A 22,621-nucleotide genomic window follows, 5' to 3' on the forward strand; every position below is an offset into this window, starting at 1 on the left:
TAAAGGTTACACACTTCGTGGGTTTAGGTAACGTTAAACGCAGTATTGGCAATTGGCTCAAGCATCCAGCCCCAGAGGCGATGTTTGATCGTCAGTTAGTGTGGATTGCACTGGGTTTGATGTTGACTGGTTTGGTCATGGTAACCTCTGCATCATTTCCAATCAGCTCTCGATTAACGGAACAGCCGTTCCACTTTATGTTTCGTCATGCGACGTTTCTCGTGCTGGCGTTAGGGACCTCCGCTGTTATTTTGCAAGTGCCTTTGCAAGAGTGGTTTAAGAAGAGCCATTACTTACTTTGGGCTTCTTTCGCACTGTTGATCATCGTGCTCTTGGCGGGTAAGTCGGTTAATGGTGCGTCTCGTTGGATTCCCCTCGGGCTGTTTAACCTTCAGCCAGCGGAGGTCGCGAAGCTATCGCTGTTTATCTTCATGTCTGGTTACTTAGTTCGAAAGCAAGACGAAGTACGACAAACGTTCTTTGGTGGCTTTATGAAGCCAATCATGGTGTTTGCCTTCTTTGCAGTATTACTACTTGGTCAGCCAGACTTGGGGACGGTTGTCGTGATGCTGGTCACGCTGTTTGGCATGCTTTTTATCGCAGGTGCAAAACTAACCCAGTTTCTCGCCTTGATGGTGGCAGGTATCGGCGCTGTGGTAGGTTTGATTCTCGTCGAGCCATACCGTATGCGACGAGTAACCTCCTTCCTTGACCCGTGGGAAGATCCATTTGGCAGTGGCTATCAGTTGACTCAGTCTTTGATGGCGTTTGGTCGTGGTGAATGGTTCGGACAAGGTCTCGGTAATTCAATTCAAAAACTGGAATATCTACCGGAAGCGCATACCGACTTTGTGTTTGCCGTACTTGCTGAAGAGCTTGGTTTCGTAGGCGTAGTGCTGGTCTTAATGCTGATTTTTAGCTTGGTGCTAAAAGCGGTTTACATCGGCAAGCGTGCATTTGAAGAAGGCGAAATGTTCGGAGGTTATCTGGCTTTCGGAATTGGTATTTGGTTTGCGTTTCAAACCTTGGTTAATGTTGGAGCTGCCGCCGGTATTGTTCCAACTAAAGGTTTAACACTTCCACTCATCAGTTATGGTGGTTCTAGTCTAATAATTATGTCCGTCGCAGTGTCCATACTACTGCGTATCGATTACGAATGCCGCTTGAAACGCGAGCAACAACAATCAGAACAACAAGCTAATGAAACAAAATAAACGTTTGATGGTGATGGCTGGTGGTACTGGCGGTCACGTATTCCCAGGTTTGGCGGTAGCAAAACAGCTTCAAGAGCAAGGTTGGGAGATCCGTTGGTTAGGTACGGCGGATCGAATGGAAGCGGATTTGGTGCCAAAACATGGCATTGAAATCGACTTTATCAAAGTGAAAGGGTTACGAGGTCAAGGCGTTAAACGTCTTCTTGCAGCACCATTTCAAATTATCAATGCCATTATGCAGGCTCGTGCTCACATGAAACGCTGGCAGCCAGACGCAGTGCTTGGTATGGGCGGTTATGTTAGCGGCCCGGGCGGTATTGCCGCTTGGATGAGTGGCATTCCTGTTGTTCTGCATGAACAAAATGCAGTAGCAGGTTTAACGAACCAATGGTTATCGAAAATCGCTAAGAAGGTTTTTCAGGCTTTCCCAGGCGCTTTTCCAAATGCCGAAGTGGTTGGGAACCCAGTTCGTGAAGACGTGACTCAATTAGCAGCGCCAACTGAGCGCATGCAAGAGCGCCAAGGTCCAATTCGCATTTTGGTGATGGGTGGCAGCCAAGGCGCACGTATTCTTAACCAAACTCTGCCAGAAGTGATGTCGAAATTGGGCGAAGATTACTGTATTCGTCATCAAGCGGGTAAAGGTGCCGCCGAAGAAGTGAATGCAGCATACCAAGCTAATGGTGTGGTAAATGCAGAAGTAATGGAATTCATTGATGACGTTGCAGAAGCTTACGCATGGGCTGACCTTTTAGTTTGTCGCTCTGGAGCGTTAACCGTATCTGAAGTCTCGGCGGCAGGTGTAGGCGCTATTTTTGTTCCATTCATGCACAAAGACCGCCAGCAAGCACTTAATGCAGACCACTTGGTGGATTGCGGCGCGGCGAAAATGATTGAACAACCAGATTTAACCGTTGAGTCTCTGACTCTGCAGATCCAACAATTGGATCGCCAAGCTTTACTTACAATGGCTGAGCAAGCGCGTGGCGCTGCAAAATTGAATGCTGACCGAGTTGTCGCACAAGCCATTGTCGCTTTGACCGAAAAGCGTTAACCGAATTATTGAGAATAGAATTGATGACAATCCAACATACACAAGACTTAGCTCAGATTCGCGCAATGGTGCCAGAGATGCGCCGCGTGAAATCCATCCACTTCATCGGTATTGGTGGTGCGGGCATGAGCGGCATTGCAGAAGTGCTGTTGAACGAAGGCTACCAAATCACAGGTTCTGATCTATCAGAGAACGCTGTGACAGAGCGTTTGGTATCAAAAGGTGCGACGGTATTTATTGGTCATCAAGCCAGTAATGTAGAAAAAGCCAGTGTGGTTGTTGTGTCAACGGCGATCAACGAAGAAAACCCTGAAGTGATGGCGGCACGTGAATTACGCATCCCTATTGTACGCCGCGCAGAGATGTTGGCTGAATTGATGCGATTCCGTCACGGTATTGCCGTTGCGGGTACACACGGTAAAACCACGACGACCGCTCTTGTTACTCAAATCTATTCTGAAGCCGGTCTTGATCCAACGTTTGTGAATGGCGGTTTGGTGAAAAGCGCAGGTACAAATGCGCGTCTAGGCTCGAGTCGTATTCTAATTGCAGAGGCAGATGAAAGTGACGCGTCATTCCTGCACTTGCAACCAATGGTGAGCATTGTTACCAATATCGAAGCCGATCATATGGATACCTATGGTGGTGACTTTGAAACCTTAAAGCAAACCTTCATCGATTTCCTTCATAATCTACCGTTTTACGGCCAAGCAATTGTTTGCATTGACGATCCTGTGGTTCGAGAGTTAATCCCACGTATTAGTCGTCAAGTGATAACTTACGGTTTTTCTGAAGATGCCGACGTGCGTATTGAAGATTATCGTCAAGAGGGACAGCAAGGCAAATTTACGGTAGTACGTAAAGGGCGAGCTAACTTAGATATCACGCTGAATATTCCAGGTCGTCACAATGCATTGAATGCGTCTGCTGCGATTGCGGTTGCTACTGAAGATGATATTGAAGACGATGCGATCCTAAAGGCAATGGCTGGTACGCAAGGTACGGGAAGACGTTTTGATCACCTTGGCGAGTTTGATACTGGCAACGGCCATGCAATGCTTGTTGATGATTACGGCCATCATCCAACAGAAGTGGATGTAACCATTAATGCAGCACGCAGTGGTTGGCAAGACAAGCGTTTGGTGATGATTTTCCAACCGCACCGTTATAGCCGTACTCGTGATTTATACGATGATTTCGCGAATGTGCTTGAACAGGTGGATGTATTAATCATGCTGGATGTTTACGCAGCGGGTGAAAAGCCGATTGCAGGTGCTGATGGGCGCGCTTTATGTCGCACAATTCGTAGCCGAGGCAAGGTAGATCCGATTTTTGTTCCAGAAATCGAGCAATTACCTTCAGTTTTAGCTAACGTTATACAAGACGGCGACCTAATCTTAACGCAAGGTGCGGGTGATATTGGTAAAGTGGCGAAACAGCTAGCAGGTCTTAAATTGAATATAAACAAGATGCTTGGCTGACACATATTGTTGACGCGAAGGACAGATAAAGACTCAGATCTCGATTTTGCGTCAATATCATTGTGATTTATTGCTATCAGTGTTTGATAGTTTACAAGAGCTCAGTATAATCCCAAGGTTAAAGTCAAGACTTTTACCTCTGCGTAATTATATGGGTAAAAAGTACACGACAAAAGTCAGGAAACGAAGACGTTGTTGAATATTGCACTGAATGACGAGCGACCAAACACGGGTAACAACCGTGGTCGCCAAGAAAAAATCTTGGGTGCGTTATTTTTCGTTGTGGTTGTGACTTTAATTAGTTCTGTTTTGTACGCGGCGATCAGTTGGATGTGGGATGACCAAAGGTTACCTCTCTCCAAAATAGTACTTCAGGGGAAACTGGAGTATGTCCAAGCTGACGATGTGCAGGCTGCATTTAGTCGAATTGATCACATCGGTACATTTATGTCTCAGGATATTGATGTATTACAGCAAAGTGTCGAAGCTCTGCCATGGGTAGCGCATGCCGCAATCCGAAAGCAGTGGCCGGATACAGTAAAAGTTTTTTTGACGGAGCATCAACCAGAAGCCATTTGGAATGGCAACGAACTGTTAGATAAAAACGGGTTCGTTTTTGATGGAGATGTTGCTCTGTTGCAAGAAGAAAAAGTGAAGCTGTACGGACCCAAAGATAGCGGACCGGAAGTCTTACAGACTTACCGTGATTTGAGTCCTAAGTTTCAGCAATTGGGTTTAGCGATATCGTCTCTGGTATTAAACGAGCGACGAGCTTGGCAAATCATCCTTGATAACGGTATTCGATTAGAGCTCGGTAAAGAGTCTCTTCTTGAGCGTATAGAGCGCTTTTTTAAGCTCTATAACAAGCTTGGCAGTGACACGCAAAGAATCAGTTATATCGATCTTAGGTACGATACAGGAGCCGCAGTTGGTTGGTTTCCTGAACAAGAGTTAGAAGAGAGTACAGATGACTAAGGCCGCTGATGACAACATTATTGTTGGTCTTGATATAGGCACTGCAACCGTATCGGCTCTAGTGGGTGAGGTTTTACCAGACGGTCAAATTAATATTATTGGCGCAGGTAGTAGCCCCTCACGCGGCATGGATAAAGGTGGCGTGAATGATTTGGAGTCGGTTGTAAAATCAGTACAACGTGCAATTGATCAAGCTGAATTAATGGCAGAGTGCCAGATCAGCCGAGTCTTCATTTCGTTGTCTGGTAAGCATATCGCAAGCCGAATTGAAAAAGGTATGGGCACGATTTCTGATGAAGAGGTGTCTCAAGAAGACATGGATCGCGCTATCCATACCGCAAAATCGATTAAAATCGGTGATGAACAGCGAATTCTTCATGTGATCCCGCAAGAGTTCACCATTGATTACCAAGAAGGAATCAAAAATCCGCTTGGTTTATCTGGGGTAAGAATGGAAGTGAGTGTCCACCTTATCTCATGCCATAATGACATGGCACGCAACATTATTAAGGCGGTAGAACGCTGCGGCCTTAAAGTAGAACAACTCGTATTTTCTGGGCTTGCTGCTAGCAATGCAGTAATCACCGAGGATGAAAGAGAGCTTGGAGTTTGTGTGGTTGATATTGGCGCCGGCACGATGGATGTGGCCATCTGGACTGGCGGTGCGTTACGTCACACAGAAGTATTTTCGTACGCAGGAAATGCTGTAACCAGTGATATTGCTTTTGCTTTTGGTACGCCAGTGAGCGATGCTGAAGAAATAAAAGTCAAATATGGCTGTGCTTTGAGTGAACTGGTCAGTAAGGATGACACGGTTAATGTACCAAGCGTAGGTGGACGACCATCACGTAGCCTGCAACGTCAAACGTTGTCAGAAGTGATTGAGCCACGCTACTCTGAGCTTATGGGACTGGTTAACCAAACTATCGACTCTGTACAAGCAAAATTGCGCGAAGAGGGTATCAAGCACCATCTGGCTGCGGGAGTTGTACTCACCGGCGGTGCTGCGCAAATGGACGGAGTGGTAGAATGTGCGGAACGCGTATTCCGCAATCAAGTAAGGGTCGGCAAACCGCTCGAAGTCAGCGGATTAACTGACTATGTAAAAGAGCCGTACCATTCTACGGCAGTTGGATTACTTCATTACGCAAGAGACATGCAGTCTAGCGACGATAGCGATTATAATGAACCTAAACGCTCATCTGTAACTGGCTTTTTCGATAAATTGCGTAACTGGATACAAAAAGAGTTTTAACCTGAGTTGCAGGATAAACGGAGACAACACATGTTTGAACCGATGATGGAAATGTCTGACGATGCAGTAATCAAGGTCGTTGGGGTTGGTGGCGGCGGTGGTAACGCCGTTGAACACATGGTGCGTGAATCCATCGAAGGTGTGGAATTCATCAGCGTCAACACTGATGCGCAAGCACTTCGTAAGACAAGCGTTGGCAATGTTATTCAGATCGGTGGTGATATCACTAAAGGTCTGGGTGCAGGTGCTAATCCACAGGTTGGCCGTGACGCAGCTCTCGAAGACAGAGATCGAATTAAAGATTCCCTGACTGGCGCCGATATGGTGTTTATCGCAGCTGGTATGGGTGGCGGTACCGGTACTGGTGCAGCGCCTGTTATTGCTGAAGTGGCTAAAGAGCTTGGCATTCTAACAGTAGCGGTAGTAACTAAACCGTTTAGTTTTGAAGGTAAAAAGCGTTTGGCATTTGCTGAGCAAGGTATCGATGAGCTGTCTAAGCATGTTGACTCTTTGATCACGATTCCAAACGAAAAGCTACTTAAAGTACTTGGTCGTGGTGTAACACTACTAGAAGCTTTTGCAAGCGCTAACGATGTTCTTAAGAATGCCGTTCAAGGTATTGCTGAGCTAATTACTCGCCCTGGCATGATCAACGTCGACTTTGCGGACGTAAGAACTGTAATGTCTGAAATGGGTCACGCAATGATGGGTAGCGGCATCGCCAAAGGTGAAGACCGTGCTGAAGAAGCGGCTGAAATGGCAATTTCTAGCCCACTTCTCGAAGACATCGATCTAGCGGGCGCTCGTGGTGTTCTTGTCAATATTACTGCTGGTCTGGATATGCGTCTTGACGAGTTTGAGACGGTTGGTAATACAGTGAAGGCATTCGCTTCTGACAATGCGACTGTTGTTATCGGTACTTCTCTAGACCCTGATATGACTGACGAAATCCGCGTAACAGTTGTAGCGACAGGTATTGGTAATGAGAAAAAGCCAGATATCACGCTAGTTGCGGGTGGTAAAGCTAAAGTGGCACCGACGCCGCAAGCTCAACCACAGCAACAAGCAGCGGCAACGCAAGCTGAAGAAAAACCGGCACAGACCTTGCAAAATAATCAAGTGCAAGAGAAGCCACAGGTAACTCCTCAGCCGACAAACACTGCTCCTTCTTCTCCAGCTTCGTCGAGCCAAAGTTCTGCGGCTCCAAAGCAAGAAAAGGAAAGTGGTTATTTAGATATACCGGCATTTTTGCGTCGTCAGGCTGATTAATCTTTAACCCATAAATTTGACATGGCTCAAAATTATGGTAGCATTCACGGTCGACGTTACAGACGGCCGTGTTTTGTAGCAAATTTTTGAGAGGCAAGCAGATGATCAGACAACGTACTCTGAAAGAAATAGTGAAAACAACTGGTGTGGGTCTCCACTCTGGTCGTAAAGTCACACTTACTCTGCGCCCGGCTGCTGCAAATACAGGTATCATTTACCGTCGTACAGATGTAAATCCACCTGTAGATTTTCCAGCTGATCCAGCTTCGGTTCGTGACACCATGCTTTGTACTGCATTGGTAAACGATGAAGGTGTGCGTATTTCAACTGTTGAGCACTTGAATGCGGCACTTGCTGGTATGGGCATCGATAACATTGTTGTCGAAGTAGACGCACCTGAAATTCCGATCATGGATGGTAGTGCAAGCCCATTTGTATACTTGCTACAACAAGCAGGTATCGAAACGCAAAATGCGCCAAAACGCTTCATCCGTATCAAAAAGCCAGTTCGTTTTGAAGATGGTGATAAATGGGCAGAATTTGTACCATTTAACGGCTTCCGTATGGACTTCGAAATTGAGTTTAATCACCCAGCGATTGAATCAGACGAGCAACGTTTGCTGTTTGATTTCTCGTCAAAAGGCTTTGTTCGTGAGATTTCTCGAGCACGTACGTTTGGCTTTATGCGTGATATCGAATATCTACAATCTCAAAACCTAGTTTTGGGTGGTAGTTTTGACAATGCTATCGTTTTGGATGATTACCGTATTCTTAATGAAGAAGGTCTACGCTTTGAAAATGAGTTTGTGACTCACAAAGTGTTGGATGCGATTGGTGACCTTTACATGTGTGGCCACCCAATCATTGGTGAATTCCGTGCCTTTAAATCTGGCCACGGTTTAAATAACCAACTGTTACGTGCTGTTCTTGCAGATCAGGAAGCGTGGGAGTGGACTACATTCGAAGAAGAAGTCGGCTCACCAGTAGCATTCGCAGAACCAAATATGGTGCTTGCGTAAATACTTGGCATTAGAATTAATAAAAAACCAGGCTTATGCCTGGTTTTTTGCTATTTGGCTTTAATCTTCGACTTATCAATAACATTCAAGCTTTCAGCATATTGAAATAACGTTCACTTACGATCTTCCTTTTCTGCCATATCGGCTAATCGTTTTAAACGCTCTTGAATTTTAGGTGGCGCCATGTCGGCAATCGTCATTAATGACTTTGCTGCAGATTCGGTTAGTGGTGGACGCTTAGGTCTGTCGTCTTGTTGAAAGCGGTTTCTATATAGTGAAGGATTGATCCTCACTTCAACGCTCATCAGCTTGGCAAAGCCTTGAGTACGAAGTTTATTTAGGATCATGAGGCGATCGTAATCGATCTTCATTTTGATTGCGGCACTAGAGACATCGATCAATAGATGGCCGTTACGAACATTCGCTACTCGGCAATGATCGGCCGTCCCCATGGGTAAGACCTCTTGCAAAGCTTGGTTAAGCTGTAAGATTTCTCCAGCATGTTCTTGAATCTGCTTGAACTGTGACTCAGCAATAACATCTTCAGTCGAGGTTGGACGGTGATCACGCATAGGTAAAATCTAATTTTGTTGAGATATAGCTATTCTAGAGCAGCTTTCTATCAAGGTATAGTTTACATTAACGTCTTTAGCTTCAGTTTTACAATGTAGCAAGGTAAAAAGCAAAGTTTGCTCTGGATGGATTACACATATTGCGGTATGCAATATCGGCTAATCAGTCACCACTTTAAGTAAAAACTTCAGAGTGCTTCAAACAAATACGTCTATTTATGGTTGTATCGATTAAAAATCCTTACACTAAGCCACATTGTTTCAAAACTTAGCCTTGAAATATGGATGTTTGAACTCAATATCTTTGATAAATGATTTATCTCAGTATTCTTAGTTCCAAACTGGCAGAGACTGAAGGCATTATGAGTAGATCGGGAACGGTCTGAATAAAGAGAGATTCACGAAAAATGATAACTAAGCTACTGACAAAAGTGATTGGCAGTCGCAACGACCGAACACTGCGCCGCCTTAGAAAAATTGTAAAAGAAATTAATAACTATGAGCCAACATTCGAGGCTCTAAGTGATGAAGAGTTAAAAGCAAAGACGGTTGAATTCCGTGAGCGCCTAGAGAAAGGTGAAACTCTTGATAAACTACTTCCAGAAGCTTTTGCTACGGTTCGTGAAGCATCTAAGCGTGTCTACGGTATGCGCCACTTCGACGTCCAGCTTATCGGCGGTATGGTTCTAAATGCGGGTCAAATCGCTGAAATGCGTACGGGTGAAGGTAAAACGCTGACGGCAACGCTTCCTGCTTACCTAAATGCCCTGGCTGGTAAAGGCGTTCACATTGTAACAGTGAACGATTATCTAGCTAAACGTGATGCAGAGACAAACCGCCCTCTATTTGAATTTTTAGGTATGACTGTTGGCGTAAACGTGCCAAACATGCCTCCTCAAGAGAAAAAAGAAGCGTACCAAGCTGACATCTTGTACGGAACGAACAATGAATTTGGTTTTGACTACCTTCGTGACAATATGGCTTTCCGTAGCGAAGATCGCGTACAACGTGAACGCTTCTTTGCAGTTGTCGATGAGGTGGACTCAATCCTAATTGATGAAGCTCGTACCCCTTTAATCATTTCTGGTCCTGCTGAAGATAGCTCTGAGCTATACACCCGAATCAACCTTTTGATCCCGCATCTTAAAAAGCAAGACAAAGAAGACTCTGAAGAATATCGTGGTGATGGTCACTACACTGTTGATGAGAAATCAAAGCAAGTATATCTCACAGAAACGGGCCAAGAGTACGTTGAAGAACTGTTGGTGAAAAATGGTCTTATGGAAGAGGGTGACACACTTTACTCTCCGACTAACATCAGCATGTTACATCACGTGAATGCCGCTTTGCGTGCTCATGTGTTGTTTGAGCGCAACGTTGATTACATCGTTACTGACGAAGGTGAAGTAGTAATTGTTGATGAACATACTGGTCGTACAATGCCAGGTCGTCGTTGGTCTGAAGGTCTTCATCAAGCAGTAGAAGCGAAAGAAGGCGTTAAGATTCAAAACGAAAACCAAACTTTGGCTTCGATTACCTTCCAGAACTACTTCCGCTTATACGAAAAACTGTCTGGTATGACAGGTACTGCGGATACTGAAGCGTTTGAGTTCCAATCTATTTATGGCTTGGAAACTGTTGTTATTCCAACCAACAAACCAATGATTCGTAACGATATGCCGGATGTGGTGTACCGTACCGAAGCTGAGAAGTTTGCGGCAATCATTGAAGATATCAAAGAGCGCGTTGCGAAAGGTCAGCCAACATTGGTTGGTACCGTATCGATTGAAAAATCAGAACTTCTTTCTAACGCATTGAAGAAAGCGAAGATCAAACACAACGTATTGAATGCGAAATTCCATGAGAAGGAAGCGGAAATTGTCGCTGAAGCGGGTATGCCTGGTGCGGTAACTATCGCGACCAACATGGCCGGTCGTGGTACGGATATTGTGCTTGGCGGTAGTTGGCAATCAAAAGTGGAAGCTTTGGCGAACCCAACTCAAGAACAAATCGATGCGATTAAAGCAGAGTGGAAAGTGGTACATGATCAAGTACTAGATGCTGGTGGTCTACACATCATTGGTACTGAGCGCCACGAATCTCGCCGTATTGATAACCAGCTACGTGGTCGTTCTGGTCGTCAAGGTGATGCGGGTTCATCGCGCTTCTACCTATCTATGGAAGACTCTTTGTTACGTATTTTCACTTCTGATCGTATGGCGAGCCTTATTCAAAGTGGTATGGAAGAAGGTGAAGCTATTGAATCGAAAATGCTTTCTCGCTCAATTGAAAAAGCACAGCGCAAAGTGGAAGGTCGTAACTTTGATATCCGTAAGCAGCTACTAGAATACGATGATGTGGCGAACGATCAGCGTAAGGTTGTCTACGAGCTGCGCGACGAATTGATGAACGTTGAAGACATCAGCGGTATGATCGAGCAAAACCGTGAAGATGTGCTAACAGCGGTTATTGATGAGTACATCCCGCCACAATCACTAGAAGATATGTGGGACGTTGAAGGTCTGCAAGAGCGCTTGAAAGCAGACTTCGATCTTGATGCACCAGTGAAGCAATGGCTTGAAGAAGACGATAAGCTTTACGAAGAGGCGCTACGCGAGAAGATCATCAATCTAGCCGTTGAAGTGTACAAAGAGAAAGAGGAAGTGGTGGGTGCGCAAGTGCTTCGTAACTTCGAGAAATCGGTTATGCTTCAAACTCTGGATACGCTTTGGAAAGAGCACTTGGCAGCAATGGATCACTTGCGTCAGGGTATTCACTTACGCGGCTATGCGCAGAAGAACCCGAAACAGGAATACAAGCGTGAATCGTTTGAACTGTTTGAAGGTCTACTAGAAGCGCTGAAAACTGATGTGATTACTGTTCTATCTCGCGTTCGAGTTCAGCAACAAGAAGAAGTTGAACGTATGGAAGAGCAACGTCGTGCGCAAGCTGAAGAGGCGGCTCGTCGTGCTCAAGCGCAACACGCAGCAGCACAAAACCCTCTTTCTGAAGGTGAAGAATCTGAAGAAGGTTCAAGTCAGCCAATGGTACGTGATGAACGTAAAGTAGGTCGCAATGAGCCTTGCCCTTGTGGTAGTGGTAAGAAGTATAAACAGTGCCACGGCAAAATCGACTAACGTATTAGTCAGATAATTTTTTAAAGAGTCGCCTAGGCGGCTCTTTTTTTAAGCAAATTCTGTGGCTGTCGAATTTCATAAGTTTTGATAGCATCGGATAGTTTTAGAGATTCAAAGACCGTTGAAGTGTAACGGCTTGAGAGTTAGGAACCCCTATGAAAAGAATTCACATAGTCGCGGCTATTATTTTTAACCAAGACAAATCAAAAATTTTTATTACAAAGCGTCCAGACGACAAGCATAAAGGCGGGTTTTGGGAGTTTCCCGGTGGGAAAGTCGAGTCAGGAGAAAGTATTGAACATGCTCTAGCAAGAGAACTTGAAGAAGAAGTAGGAATTGAAGTTACTGAGCAAGCCCTTTTCGAGCATTTGGAATATGACTATCCAGACAAATCACTTAAGTTTGATTTTATTACGGTATCTAAGTTCAGTAATGAGCCTTACGGCCGAGAAGGTCAAGAAGGTCGCTGGGTCGAGATAAGAGAATTGGGTAACTATGCCTTTCCTGAAGCGAACGTGCCTATCTTGGAGCGTGTCGTAAAAGAGTTCGCTTAAGCCTGATGAACTTGCTTGTGGTAACCACGGTATGTTGTTAGTTTAAACAGATTAAGCGAAACGAGAGAACGAGAGCAAACCTCGTTATCCAGAGAAGGAGAGAAAGCGCAATGGTTCGTATTGCAATCGCAGGAGCAGCAGGCCGAATGGGCCGTAATTTGGTTAAAGCTTCACACCTTAATCCAGAGGCGACAGTGAGCGCGGGATCAGAACGACCTGAGTCCTCACTTGTCGGTGTCGATATCGGTGAACTTTGTGGTGAAGGCAAATTCGATGTGTTCTTAACGGATGATCTTGCTAAAGACGTCGATAATTTTGATGTAATCATCGATTTTACTGCCCCAGTAAGTACGTTGGCGAATCTTGAACTGTGTAAGAAGCATGGAAAGAGTATTGTGATTGGGACGACTGGTTTCAGTGATGCAGAGCGTGAACTGATTGACGAAGCCGCTAAGCAAGTGCCTGTTGTCATGGCTCCGAACTACTCTGTTGGTGTGAACCTAGTATTTAAGCTTCTTGAGAAAGCAGCCAAAGTGATGGGCGGCTACTGTGATGTTGAGATTGTCGAAGCACATCATCGTCATAAAGTTGATGCTCCTTCTGGTACCGCTATCGGGATGGGCGAAGCCATTGCTGGTGCGATGGGCAACAAGCTGAATGATGTAGCTGTCTATGCGCGAGAAGGTATCACAGGTGAACGTACTAAAGATGAGATCGGCTTTGCTACAATTCGCGCTGGCGATATTGTCGGTGAGCACACAGCCATGTTTGCTGATATCGGGGAACGAGTGGAGATAACGCACAAAGCGACCGATCGTATGACGTTTGCTAATGGCGCCGTCAAGGCCGCTGTTTGGTTGAGTGCCAAACCAGCGGGCTTTTATACCATGACAGATGTTTTGGGATTGAATGAACTCTAAATACATAATTATTCGCCGGCGGTAGCCGGCTTTTTTATATCTATAGAATTATTTGTAAATGAAATGATTCTAACAGAAAGTATTTTGGTGCTTACTTTTGTTGTTGTTTTGGTTGTTTTGTGTATATTTTTGGTTTTGATGTCTAAAAACTAATGTCTTTTTTGTCGAGTGAACGTTTGCGTGAAAAACTCATACTTTTTTGTGATCTCTAAAAAGTTCAAATTTGTAAAATTCATTAAACCTCTATGCCTCTCTATGTAATAGCATGTAAAAGTTATCTTTTTGGGCCTTACTGATTCAAAATGACCTTACTCGCTAGAAATTAATCATTTATTTTTGATTGTAGGTTGACAGGTTTCGAGTCCAACTTTAGAATACCGCCAATTTGTCTGAAATACCTATTTATGTAGATTTTATAGGTAAAGGAAGGCATGTTTGCAGTTTGATTTATTTTTTTTGCATTTTTATTCTGGAGGTTGTCTTGGGTAAATTAGCACTGTTGGTCCTAGAAGATGGGACAGTGTTCCGCGGAGTGTCCATAGGGGCAGATGGTCTTTCCGTTGGTGAAGTCGTTTTTAATACCTCGATGACGGGGTATCAAGAAATCCTCACTGATCCTTCCTATTCTCAGCAAATCGTCACTCTCACTTATCCTCACATTGGCAATACCGGAACCACTTCCGAAGATGAAGAATCCTCTTCCATTCATGCACAAGGCCTTGTGATTCGCGATCTTCCTCTAATCGCTTCTAACTTCCGTAACGAACAATCCCTCTCTGATTATCTTAAGTCTCAAAATATCGTTGGCATCGCTGATATCGATACTCGTAAGCTCACTCGTATCCTGCGTGAAAAAGGTGCTCAAAACGGCTGTATTGTTGCGGGCAACAACCTAGACGAAGCTTTGGCACTAGCGAAAGCAAAAGAATTCCCAGGCTTAAAAGGAATGGACCTTGCGAAAGAAGTTACAACAAAAGAAGCGTATCAATGGAAGCAAGGTTCGTGGACGCTTGAAGGTGGACTTCCAGAGGCGAAAGATGACAGCGAGCTGCCATACCACGTTGTCGCTTACGACTTCGGCGCAAAACGCAACATCTTACGAATGTTGGTTGACCGTGGCTGCCGCTTAACGGTTGTACCTGCAGAAACGTCAGCGGAAGAAGTTCTGGCACTAAATCCAGATGGCGTATTCTTATCAAACGGCCCTGGTGACCCAGAACCATGTACTTACGCGATTGAAGCAACCAAAGTGTTCCTAGAAAAAGGCCTGCCAATTTTTGGTATTTGTCTAGGTCACCAAATTCTGGCGCTAGCATCAGGTGCGCAAACGGTGAAAATGAAGTTTGGTCACCACGGTGCAAACCACCCAGTAAAAGATTTAGAGCGTAACGTTGTGATGATCACTTCGCAAAACCACGGCTTTGCGGCAGATGAAGCAACATTACCGGAAAACTTACGTGCTACTCACGTATCGCTATTTGATGGCTCTTTGCAAGGTATCCACCGCACAGACAAGCCAGCATTTAGCTTCCAAGGTCACCCAGAAGCGAGCCCTGGTCCACATGACGCGGCACCGCTATTTGACCACTTTATCGAACTAATCAAAAAACACAGCGCTTAATTCGGAGTAGTAGATAATGCCAAAACGTACTGACATTCAAAGTATTCTAATTCTTGGTGCTGGTCCGATTGTTATCGGTCAGGCATGTGAGTTTGACTACTCTGGCGCACAAGCGTGTAAAGCTCTTCGCGAAGAAGGCTACCGAGTTATCCTGGTTAACTCTAACCCAGCAACGATTATGACTGACCCAGAGATGGCAGATGCGACTTACATCGAGCCGATTCAGTGGGAAGTTGTACGCAAGATCATCGAGAAAGAACGTCCTGATGCAGTTCTGCCAACTATGGGTGGTCAGACAGCACTTAACTGTGCGTTAGATTTAGAGAAGCACGGCGTTCTCGCAGAGTTTGGCGTAGAGATGATTGGTGCAACGGCTGATGCAATCGACAAAGCGGAAGACCGTTCTCGTTTTGATAAAGCGATGAAGTCTATCGGCCTTGAGTGTCCTCGCGCAGATACAGCGAAGAGCATGGAAGAAGCTTACAAAGTTTTAGATATGGTTGGCTTCCCTTGTATCATTCGTCCATCGTTCACCATGGGTGGCACTGGTGGTGGTATCGCGTACAACAAAGAAGAGTTCGAAGAAATCTGTCGTCGCGGTCTGGACTTATCTCCGACCAACGAACTTCTTATCGATGAGTCACTCATCGGTTGGAAAGAGTACGAAATGGAAGTCGTTCGTGACAAAGCGGACAACTGTATCATCGTATGTTCAATCGAGAACTTTGACCCAATGGGCATCCACACGGGTGACTCAATCACGGTTGCTCCAGCACAAACACTGACTGACAAAGAATACCAGCTTATGCGTAATGCATCGCTAGCCGTTCTACGTGAGATTGGTGTTGAAACAGGTGGTTCAAACGTACAGTTTGGTATCAACCCGAAAGATGGTCGTATGGTCATCATCGAGATGAACCCGCGTGTATCTCGCTCTTCTGCGCTAGCATCAAAAGCAACAGGCTTCCCAATCGCGAAAATTGCCGCGAAACTGGCTGTTGGCTTTACGCTAGACGAACTACAAAACGACATCACAGGTGGTGCAACACCTGCGTCATTTGAACCAACTATCGACTACGTCGTAACTAAGATCCCTCGCTTTAACTTCGAGAAATTTGCTGGTGCAAACGATCGTCTGACAACTCAGATGAAATCGGTTGGTGAGGTAATGGCGATTGGTCGTAACCAACAAGAATCTCTTCACAAAGCACTGCGTGGCCTAGAAGTTGGCGCAACTGGTTTTGATGAGATGGTCGATCTGGAAGCGCCAGATGCACTGACTAAGATTCGTCACGAACTTAAAGAAGCAGGTGCAGAGCGTATCTGGTACATCGCCGATGCATTCCGAGCGGGTATGTCAGTCGACGGTGTGTTCAACTTGACTCAAATCGACCGCTGGTTCCTAGTTCAAATCGAAGAAATTGTAAAACTCGAAGAGAAAGTCAAGGCTGGCGGCTACGCAGGTTTGACCAAAGAAGTGCTTCGTCAGATGAAACGCAAAGGCTTCTCTGATGCTCGCTTGTCTAAATTGCTTGGTGTCGCTGAAAGTGAAATTCGCCGTGCTCGTGAGCAGTTTGATATTCATCCGGTTTACAAACGTGTGGATACATGTGCAGCAGAGTTTTCTTCTGACACGGCTTACATGTACTCATCTTACGATGAAGAATGTGAAGCAAACCCAACAGACAAAGATAAGATCATGGTTCTTGGTGGCGGTCCAAACCGTATCGGCCAAGGTATCGAATTCGATTACTGTTGTGTTCATGCATCACTTGCGCTGCGTGAAGACGGTTACGAAACCATTATGGTTAACTGTAACCCAGAAACGGTATCTACTGACTACGATACGTCTGATCGTCTGTACTTCGAGCCAGTAACTCTGGAAGATGTACTGTCTATCGCTCGCGTTGAAAAACCAAAAGGTGTGATTGTTCAGTACGGTGGTCAAACGCCACTTAAACTGGCTCGTGCTCTAGAAGCGGCTGGTGTGCCAATCATTGGTACTAGCCCAGATGCTATCGACCGTGCGGAAGACCGTGAACGCTTCCAAGCCGCTGTTGACCGTTTAGGTCTACTTCAGCCAGAAAACGCGACAGTAACAACGATGGAGCAAGCGGTTGAGAAATCGAAAGAAATTGGCTTCCCATTAGTTGTTCGTCCATCTTATGTACTCGGTGGTCGTGCGATGGAAATCGTATACGACGAGCAAGACCTGCGTCGCTACTTCAACGAAGCAGTAAGCGTATCGAACGAGTCTCCAGTTCTGCTAGACCGTTTCTTGGATGATGCAACCGAAGTTGATATTGATGCTATCTGTGACGGTGAACGCGTCGTTATCGGCGGTATCATGGAGCACATCGAACAAGCGGGTGTTCACTCTGGTGACTCTGCATGTTCACTGCCTGCATACACGCTAAGTCAGGAAATTCAAGACAAGATGCGTGAGCAAGTTGAGAAGTTAGCATTCGAACTCGGTGTGCGCGGTTTGATGAACACGCAGTTTGCTGTGAAAGATAACGACGTTTATCTAATTGAAGTGAACCCTCGTGCTGCTCGTACGGTACCATTCGTATCGAAAGCGACAGGCGCTCCTCTAGCGAAAATCGCTGCACGTGTAATGGCGGGTCAATCTCTAGAGTCACAAGGCTTTACTAAAGAGATTATCCCTCCTTACTACTCAGTGAAAGAAGTGGTTCTGCCGTTCAACAAATTCCCTGGTGTTGACCCTCTATTGGGCCCTGAAATGCGTTCAACAGGTGAAGTAATGGGTGTGGGTGCAACGTTCGCAGAAGCTTACGCGAAAGCAGAGCTAGGTTGTGGTGCGGTTTATCCTGAAGGTGGTCGTGCGCTACTGTCTGTACGTGAAGGTGATAAAGAGCGTGTTGTTGACCTAGCTTCTAAGTTAGTGAAACTGGGTTACCAGTTGGATGCGACACACGGTACTGCTGTAATTCTGGGCGAAGCGGGTATTAACCCACGTTTGGTAAACAAAGTACACGAAGGTCGTCCACACATTCTTGACCGCATCAAGAACAACGAATACACCTACATCGTAAACACGGCTGCTGGTCGTCAAGCGATTGAAGATTCGAAAGTTCTACGCCGTGGTGCACTGGCAGAAAAAGTGAACTACACAACGACACTGAATGCAGCGTTCGCTACATGTATGTCTCATACTGCAGACGCAAAAGCGTCAGTAACTTCGGTTCAAGAGTTACACGCTAAAGTGAAAGCGAGTCTAGACGCGTAACAGATAAAAATCAGTAAGCTCATTAATCAGGGCTTACATGACAACCTCATTGCCCGCTCATTTGAGCGGGCTTTTTTATATCGAGGTTTTTCTAAAATGAAGAGCATTAAAGTGTGCTAGGAACGATTGGTATGCTTCGCTTTTGAAGATCATCAAGCTAATGATGGCAAGCAATGTGCCCAAAGAGGAAGAAATAGTACTACCACTTGCTACAACAAAATTAATGCTGTAGGACTGAGGTATTAAGCCGACCATAACTCTTTAAGCAGATAGGTAATTAGAAAAAGTTAAAATAAGCAGTGTCGAGCTTAAAAACATACTAACTATGGAGTGCTTCGATAGGTTCTTTTTTCTAAGACTAAGTTATAAGTTGATTCTTCAGTATCAAGAGAGTATCCGTTACTTTTTGCAAAAACATCTGCTGCTAGTAGCGAGGGATAAAGAAGAAAAAAACTAGTTACCGATATAGTTAGGAATATCTTACTAGAGCTTTTAAACTCACTTTTAGTTAGGAAATTATTTGATTTTAATGTTTTTACGGACATTCTAGAGCATTCAAATAAGATCAAACTAGAGCCTATAATCAAAATATCAGCCTGATCAAAAGATGAATAACTTTCATTATTATAGATGTTAAGATAAAAGTCTGACAATCCATCAAAACCATATATTAACAGTGATATTGCTGATGCTAATAAAATTATTAAATAAAAAAACACTTGCGTTCGGTCGTAACTCCCTTTTTTCATCGTAACAAACCTCGCTGTATTTCTTGCGAGAAAATCATACTTTGAGTTTTACGTTGAATCTCATTATATTCTTCTTTTGCTCTTCTCTTTGCTTCTATATCTCTTTGCTTTAAGTAAATATCTATAGAGGCTATTAACTTCTGTGTTAAACCTCGTTTATCATTTTCTCTATTCAATAAAAGACCTACAGCCGAGCTTATCAGAATAGCCCCTAATAATGGGCCAGCACTTAAAGTTACAACACTGCCACCCACTGCTGCGGCAAAGTTTACAAATATAGCTGCTGCAGCTGACGATAACCCGATAGTGATTATATCACTAGCTAAAGTACCAAATAGTTTGGCTAAGGTTTGACGGTCATTGAGGAAAAAGTCAATCACTCTGTATGTGGATATTAAGATAATTGTTATTATGCCCCCACTTCTAATGGATTGTAATGCCCCTTCTGGTCCAACAGCGAACTTTGCCACAGTTGGAGTGGGAAGAAATTTTCCTAATCCAGAAAGCTTTGAGTGCATAGCAGGGGAGCCTGTGAGTATGATATGTGGAGCTCCAGAATAATTTTTAACGATAACAGAGCTATTATTTCCGTACAAATAGTTTGATAAGTTGGTTATAAAAACTAAGTCCTGTCCTGTAGCATAATAGTTTGCTGTATTTTCAAACATTCCCTTTATCTTTTCCCAACGTTCTAATTTCGCTTTATCTTTTACATTGTTCTTGACAACGATATCGAAGCTCTCGATAGATAAGATAATGGTTTCTTGATTTCGATGTTGATGATTTGATTTATAAAGAGGGTAGGTGCTTATACTACCACTATTTTTTGAGGATTGATGTCGTGATAAAGGGTAGTTGCTAGTCATGTATTTTCCTCAGATATCGGGCCTTGAGCGCTGACAATGTAAACTCTACATGCTGAACAGATCTTTCATACTCGTCTAGTTTTATATTTAAAGGTAAGCGTTTGATCTCATTATCAGGAATAGATTTGTGACAGTGATTCAATTCTTTCTGACAACTAAATTTTATATAAAAGTTTGGAGTCAAGTTTAAGCATTAATTCTATGAAAATTAGGAATAGATTGGTGTCTTGACTTTCCATTGGTAGTTTTGTGAATAAGTGCTACCGTTTCTTCCTCTTTGATACCTCTTCAAAAAGGAAGTGTAGTGGAAATCACGGTTGAGATTTTGTTGGCCTTATTTTTGGTTGCGACTGCCGCAGGCTTTATTGATGCGATGGCTGGTGGGGGAGGGCTCATTACGCTCCCTGCGCTTTTGGCTGCGGGGTTGAGTCCGACTCAAGCTCTAGCAACCAATAAGTTACAAAGTTCGTTTGGCAGTTTCTCTGCTAGCTGGTATTTCGTGCGTAACGGTATTGTTAGCTTAAAGGAAATGCGTTTTGCGATACTCTGCACTTTTATAGGCGCTGCAATCGGTGCCGAGGCTGTGCAGTTTATTGATGCTAGCGTACTCACCAGTTTGATCCCTGTTCTTTTGATAGCCATTTCCCTCTATTTTTTACTCGCGCCAAGTACGCGAAAAATCGATGGAGAACCAAAGTTATCTGAAGCGATGTTTGCGCTATGCATTGGTGGCGGGATCGGTTTCTATGATGGCTTTTTTGGCCCTGGGACTGGATCTATTTTTACTGTTTGTTTTGTTGCACTAGGTCACTTTTCTTTGGTCGAAGCCACAGCTAGAACCAAAATCCTCAATTTCACGTCAAACATTGCGGCACTACTCTTTTTTATCTTAGCTGGGTTGCCCGTGTGGAAGCTTGGCTTAACCATGGCTGTTGGCGGTTTTCTTGGTGCTCAGTTAGGAGCGAAGGTCGTGGTAAGTAAAGGACAAAAATGGATTCGTCCTCTAGTTATAGTGATGTCGATGCTTATGGCAACGAAACTTCTTTGGCAACAACATCAGCAATGGATTCTGTCAGTGCTTTAACTCGTTCGCTACGATATGTGCTGTGACGTAAGCAGATATGTATTGGTCGAACTAACTGATCTAGCTCTTCAAAGTCATAGCAGAACTTAGATGTGATATTAAGTGTCGTTAGGATAGATTTAGGGATTAAAGCGGGAGCCATACCTCCCAAAGCCAGTTGTGCTGCCGCAGTATACGAATCCATTTCCATCAAAGGTTCGATTCCGTGTTTGGATAAAATAGCTTGTTGATATGTGTTGGCAGGGTTAGTTAGGTCATTGGTCAAAATAGCTTTAGGTAGTTGTGAAAGTGAATGTCGACTGACAATTGAGAAAGGTTCATCGGCGAGGTGAAGGCTCATTAATCCATGATGAGGTGGTAGATAGCCAGCGCAAAATCCCAATGTTGCTTTGCCTGATTTCACATTCTCAATAATGCGTGGCGTATGATTGGTCGATATTCGTATGTACTGATCATGGGCAAAGTGTTCTGCCATGATCATGCTGAGGTATCCCGCCACTAAGGTTTCAGAGCAGTCCATTTTGATTAAAGAAGTATCTTCTATTTGTTGTTGATCGTGGATTTTTCCTCTTAACTCATTGAACGTGGGTTCTATTGTGTTTATGAGGGCAAGGCCATCGGAGGTCAGCTTTATGTGCCGACCATTTGGCTCTATCAATTTTTTTCCTAACTTCTTCTCTAGATTTGAAATACGTTTACTCACGGCAGATTGACTAATATAGAGTTGACTGCCTGTGCGGCTCATGGTTTTTTCTTTACTGAGGACAAGTAACGTTTCAATACCTTCAAGCAACATAATGATTAATGAAAGTTAGGAATGGTTGAGATAATTTAGCGAATTGCCCAAGAATTGGCGAATCAAATGAGCATAAATGAGAGGAGCCGACACTTGGTCGACTCCATAATGAGTGATGTTGTTGGTGTTTAACGGTTAATGGCGAAAGTTGGCAGGGATAGATGCCAACGAATCGCACCGAGACGTATAATGAGCGTTGAGATTACACCAGCGAGTAAAGCCGTTGAGTGGTCATAACCCATGTTTACCGCCATCGTATGGAAGATGCCGCCAATAATACATGCCGTAGCATAGACTTCACTTCTTAATACCATAGGAACTTCGCGAGCCAGCACGTCTCGTATAATGCCACCGCCACAGCCAGTAATAACCCCCATTATCACCGCGACCATCCCAGATGCATTGTAGGCGAGTGCCTTTTCTACTCCTATTCCTACAAATACAGCGAGACCGATGGCATCACAAACGGGTAATACCCACCATGAGAGTCGCTTGGGTCTTCGAATAACAAGCATGGTTAGTAGACACGTAACAAATATCACCCATAAGTAAGTCGTATCTGTTATCCAAAATACGGGAGTGGCACCAAGCGCCATGTCTCGGATTGTTCCGCCACCTATAGCAGTCACACTGCCGAGCACGATAACGCCGAATGGATCCATTTTTAAACGGCCCGCCAGTAATACGCCAGAGATAGCGAAAACAGCGGTACCGAACAAATCGATCATATAAAGCAGCATGGAGTCCATGTTACTTAGTACCTTTAAATAGTGTGAGAAAAAATGGGCGGAAATTGTACGGTATT

At 44.5% G+C, this 22,621-nt stretch carries 18 protein-coding genes; 13 read left to right on the top strand and 5 right to left on the bottom strand.

The window, feature by feature from the left end; translation table 11 throughout:
- The first annotated feature begins 17 nt into the window (after nucleotides 1-17).
- From ftsW to lpxC, 7 genes are all read left to right on the top strand, one after another.
- On the top strand, nucleotides 18-1,214 hold the full coding sequence (gene ftsW / locus NL626_RS19335; RefSeq protein ID WP_005372933.1) for a cell division protein FtsW: 1,197 nt from the start codon (nucleotides 18-20) through the stop codon (nucleotides 1,212-1,214).
- The gene (murG, locus tag NL626_RS19340) at nucleotides 1,201-2,268 is read left to right on the top strand and encodes an undecaprenyldiphospho-muramoylpentapeptide beta-N-acetylglucosaminyltransferase (RefSeq protein ID WP_031781122.1); all 1,068 of its coding nucleotides are present in this window, start codon (nucleotides 1,201-1,203) and stop codon (nucleotides 2,266-2,268) included. The genes ftsW and murG overlap by 14 nt, the downstream gene beginning before the upstream one ends.
- A gap of 23 nt (nucleotides 2,269-2,291) precedes the next feature.
- Nucleotides 2,292-3,749: a UDP-N-acetylmuramate--L-alanine ligase gene (gene murC / locus NL626_RS19345; protein ID WP_005387395.1), complete on the top strand. Its 1,458-nt coding sequence runs from the start codon at nucleotides 2,292-2,294 to the stop codon at nucleotides 3,747-3,749.
- A gap of 192 nt (nucleotides 3,750-3,941) precedes the next feature.
- On the top strand, nucleotides 3,942-4,724 hold the full coding sequence (locus NL626_RS19350; protein WP_005387393.1) for a cell division protein FtsQ/DivIB: 783 nt from the start codon (nucleotides 3,942-3,944) through the stop codon (nucleotides 4,722-4,724).
- Nucleotides 4,717-5,979 (top strand): cell division protein FtsA, encoded by a 1,263-nt coding sequence (ftsA, locus tag NL626_RS19355; protein ID WP_005372946.1) that lies wholly within the window; start codon nucleotides 4,717-4,719, stop codon nucleotides 5,977-5,979. Before NL626_RS19350 ends, ftsA begins: the two co-directional genes overlap by 8 nt.
- A 30-nt stretch (nucleotides 5,980-6,009) precedes the next feature.
- Nucleotides 6,010-7,248, top strand: coding sequence for a cell division protein FtsZ (ftsZ, locus tag NL626_RS19360; RefSeq protein WP_017633617.1), 1,239 nt, complete (start codon nucleotides 6,010-6,012; stop codon nucleotides 7,246-7,248).
- A gap of 101 nt (nucleotides 7,249-7,349) precedes the next feature.
- Nucleotides 7,350-8,267, top strand: coding sequence for a UDP-3-O-acyl-N-acetylglucosamine deacetylase (lpxC, locus tag NL626_RS19365; protein ID WP_005381871.1), 918 nt, complete (start codon nucleotides 7,350-7,352; stop codon nucleotides 8,265-8,267).
- Between the two features lie 113 nt (nucleotides 8,268-8,380).
- Here lpxC and NL626_RS19370 read toward each other — a convergent pair whose 3' ends face one another.
- Nucleotides 8,381-8,839: a DUF721 domain-containing protein gene (locus NL626_RS19370; protein ID WP_005381869.1), complete on the bottom strand. Its 459-nt coding sequence runs from the start codon at nucleotides 8,837-8,839 to the stop codon at nucleotides 8,381-8,383.
- A gap of 407 nt (nucleotides 8,840-9,246) precedes the next feature.
- On the opposite strand from NL626_RS19370, the gene secA reads away from it, so the two are divergent.
- From secA to carB, 5 genes are all read left to right on the top strand, one after another.
- The gene (gene secA, locus NL626_RS19375; protein WP_176311268.1) at nucleotides 9,247-11,976 is read left to right on the top strand and encodes a preprotein translocase subunit SecA; all 2,730 of its coding nucleotides are present in this window, start codon (nucleotides 9,247-9,249) and stop codon (nucleotides 11,974-11,976) included.
- A 155-nt stretch (nucleotides 11,977-12,131) separates the two neighbouring features.
- Nucleotides 12,132-12,530 (top strand): 8-oxo-dGTP diphosphatase MutT, encoded by a 399-nt coding sequence (gene mutT / locus NL626_RS19380; protein ID WP_005387387.1) that lies wholly within the window; start codon nucleotides 12,132-12,134, stop codon nucleotides 12,528-12,530.
- Between the two features lie 110 nt (nucleotides 12,531-12,640).
- Nucleotides 12,641-13,450 carry a 4-hydroxy-tetrahydrodipicolinate reductase gene (dapB, locus tag NL626_RS19385; protein ID WP_053304339.1) on the top strand — a complete coding sequence of 270 codons (810 nt, stop codon included), beginning with the start codon at nucleotides 12,641-12,643 and terminating at the stop codon, nucleotides 13,448-13,450.
- A 481-nt stretch (nucleotides 13,451-13,931) separates the two neighbouring features.
- Nucleotides 13,932-15,071 (top strand): glutamine-hydrolyzing carbamoyl-phosphate synthase small subunit, encoded by a 1,140-nt coding sequence (gene carA, locus NL626_RS19390; protein WP_017821483.1) that lies wholly within the window; start codon nucleotides 13,932-13,934, stop codon nucleotides 15,069-15,071.
- 16 nt (nucleotides 15,072-15,087) lie between these two features.
- Complete coding sequence (gene carB, locus NL626_RS19395; protein WP_213912405.1) at nucleotides 15,088-18,321, top strand: carbamoyl-phosphate synthase large subunit; 3,234 nt, start codon at nucleotides 15,088-15,090, stop codon at nucleotides 18,319-18,321.
- A 323-nt stretch (nucleotides 18,322-18,644) separates the two neighbouring features.
- On the opposite strand, the gene NL626_RS19400 is transcribed toward carB, so the two are convergent.
- Nucleotides 18,645-19,070, bottom strand: coding sequence for a hypothetical protein (locus NL626_RS19400; RefSeq protein ID WP_017633621.1), 426 nt, complete (start codon nucleotides 19,068-19,070; stop codon nucleotides 18,645-18,647).
- Entirely contained in the window at nucleotides 19,067-19,936 is an 870-nt protein-coding gene (locus NL626_RS19405; protein WP_017633622.1) for a hypothetical protein, read from the bottom strand. Before NL626_RS19405 ends, NL626_RS19400 begins: the two co-directional genes overlap by 4 nt.
- A 304-nt stretch (nucleotides 19,937-20,240) precedes the next feature.
- Here NL626_RS19405 and NL626_RS19410 point away from each other — a divergent pair, with 304 nt between their 5' ends.
- Nucleotides 20,241-21,020: a TSUP family transporter gene (locus NL626_RS19410; RefSeq protein ID WP_017821480.1), complete on the top strand. Its 780-nt coding sequence runs from the start codon at nucleotides 20,241-20,243 to the stop codon at nucleotides 21,018-21,020.
- On the opposite strand, the gene NL626_RS19415 is transcribed toward NL626_RS19410, so the two are convergent.
- Both NL626_RS19415 and NL626_RS19420 read right to left on the bottom strand, forming a co-directional pair.
- Nucleotides 20,962-21,816, bottom strand: coding sequence for a LysR family transcriptional regulator (locus NL626_RS19415; protein ID WP_064353625.1), 855 nt, complete (start codon nucleotides 21,814-21,816; stop codon nucleotides 20,962-20,964). The genes NL626_RS19410 and NL626_RS19415 overlap by 59 nt on opposite strands.
- Before the next feature lie 128 nt (nucleotides 21,817-21,944).
- Nucleotides 21,945-22,565 carry a TRIC cation channel family protein gene (locus NL626_RS19420; protein ID WP_005387377.1) on the bottom strand — a complete coding sequence of 207 codons (621 nt, stop codon included), beginning with the start codon at nucleotides 22,563-22,565 and terminating at the stop codon, nucleotides 21,945-21,947.
- Nucleotides 22,566-22,621 lie beyond the last annotated feature (56 nt).

It is taken from the genome of Vibrio sp. Y58_MX_L22 (assembly GCF_024181865.1).
GTDB lineage: Bacteria > Pseudomonadota > Gammaproteobacteria > Enterobacterales > Vibrionaceae > Vibrio > Vibrio alginolyticus.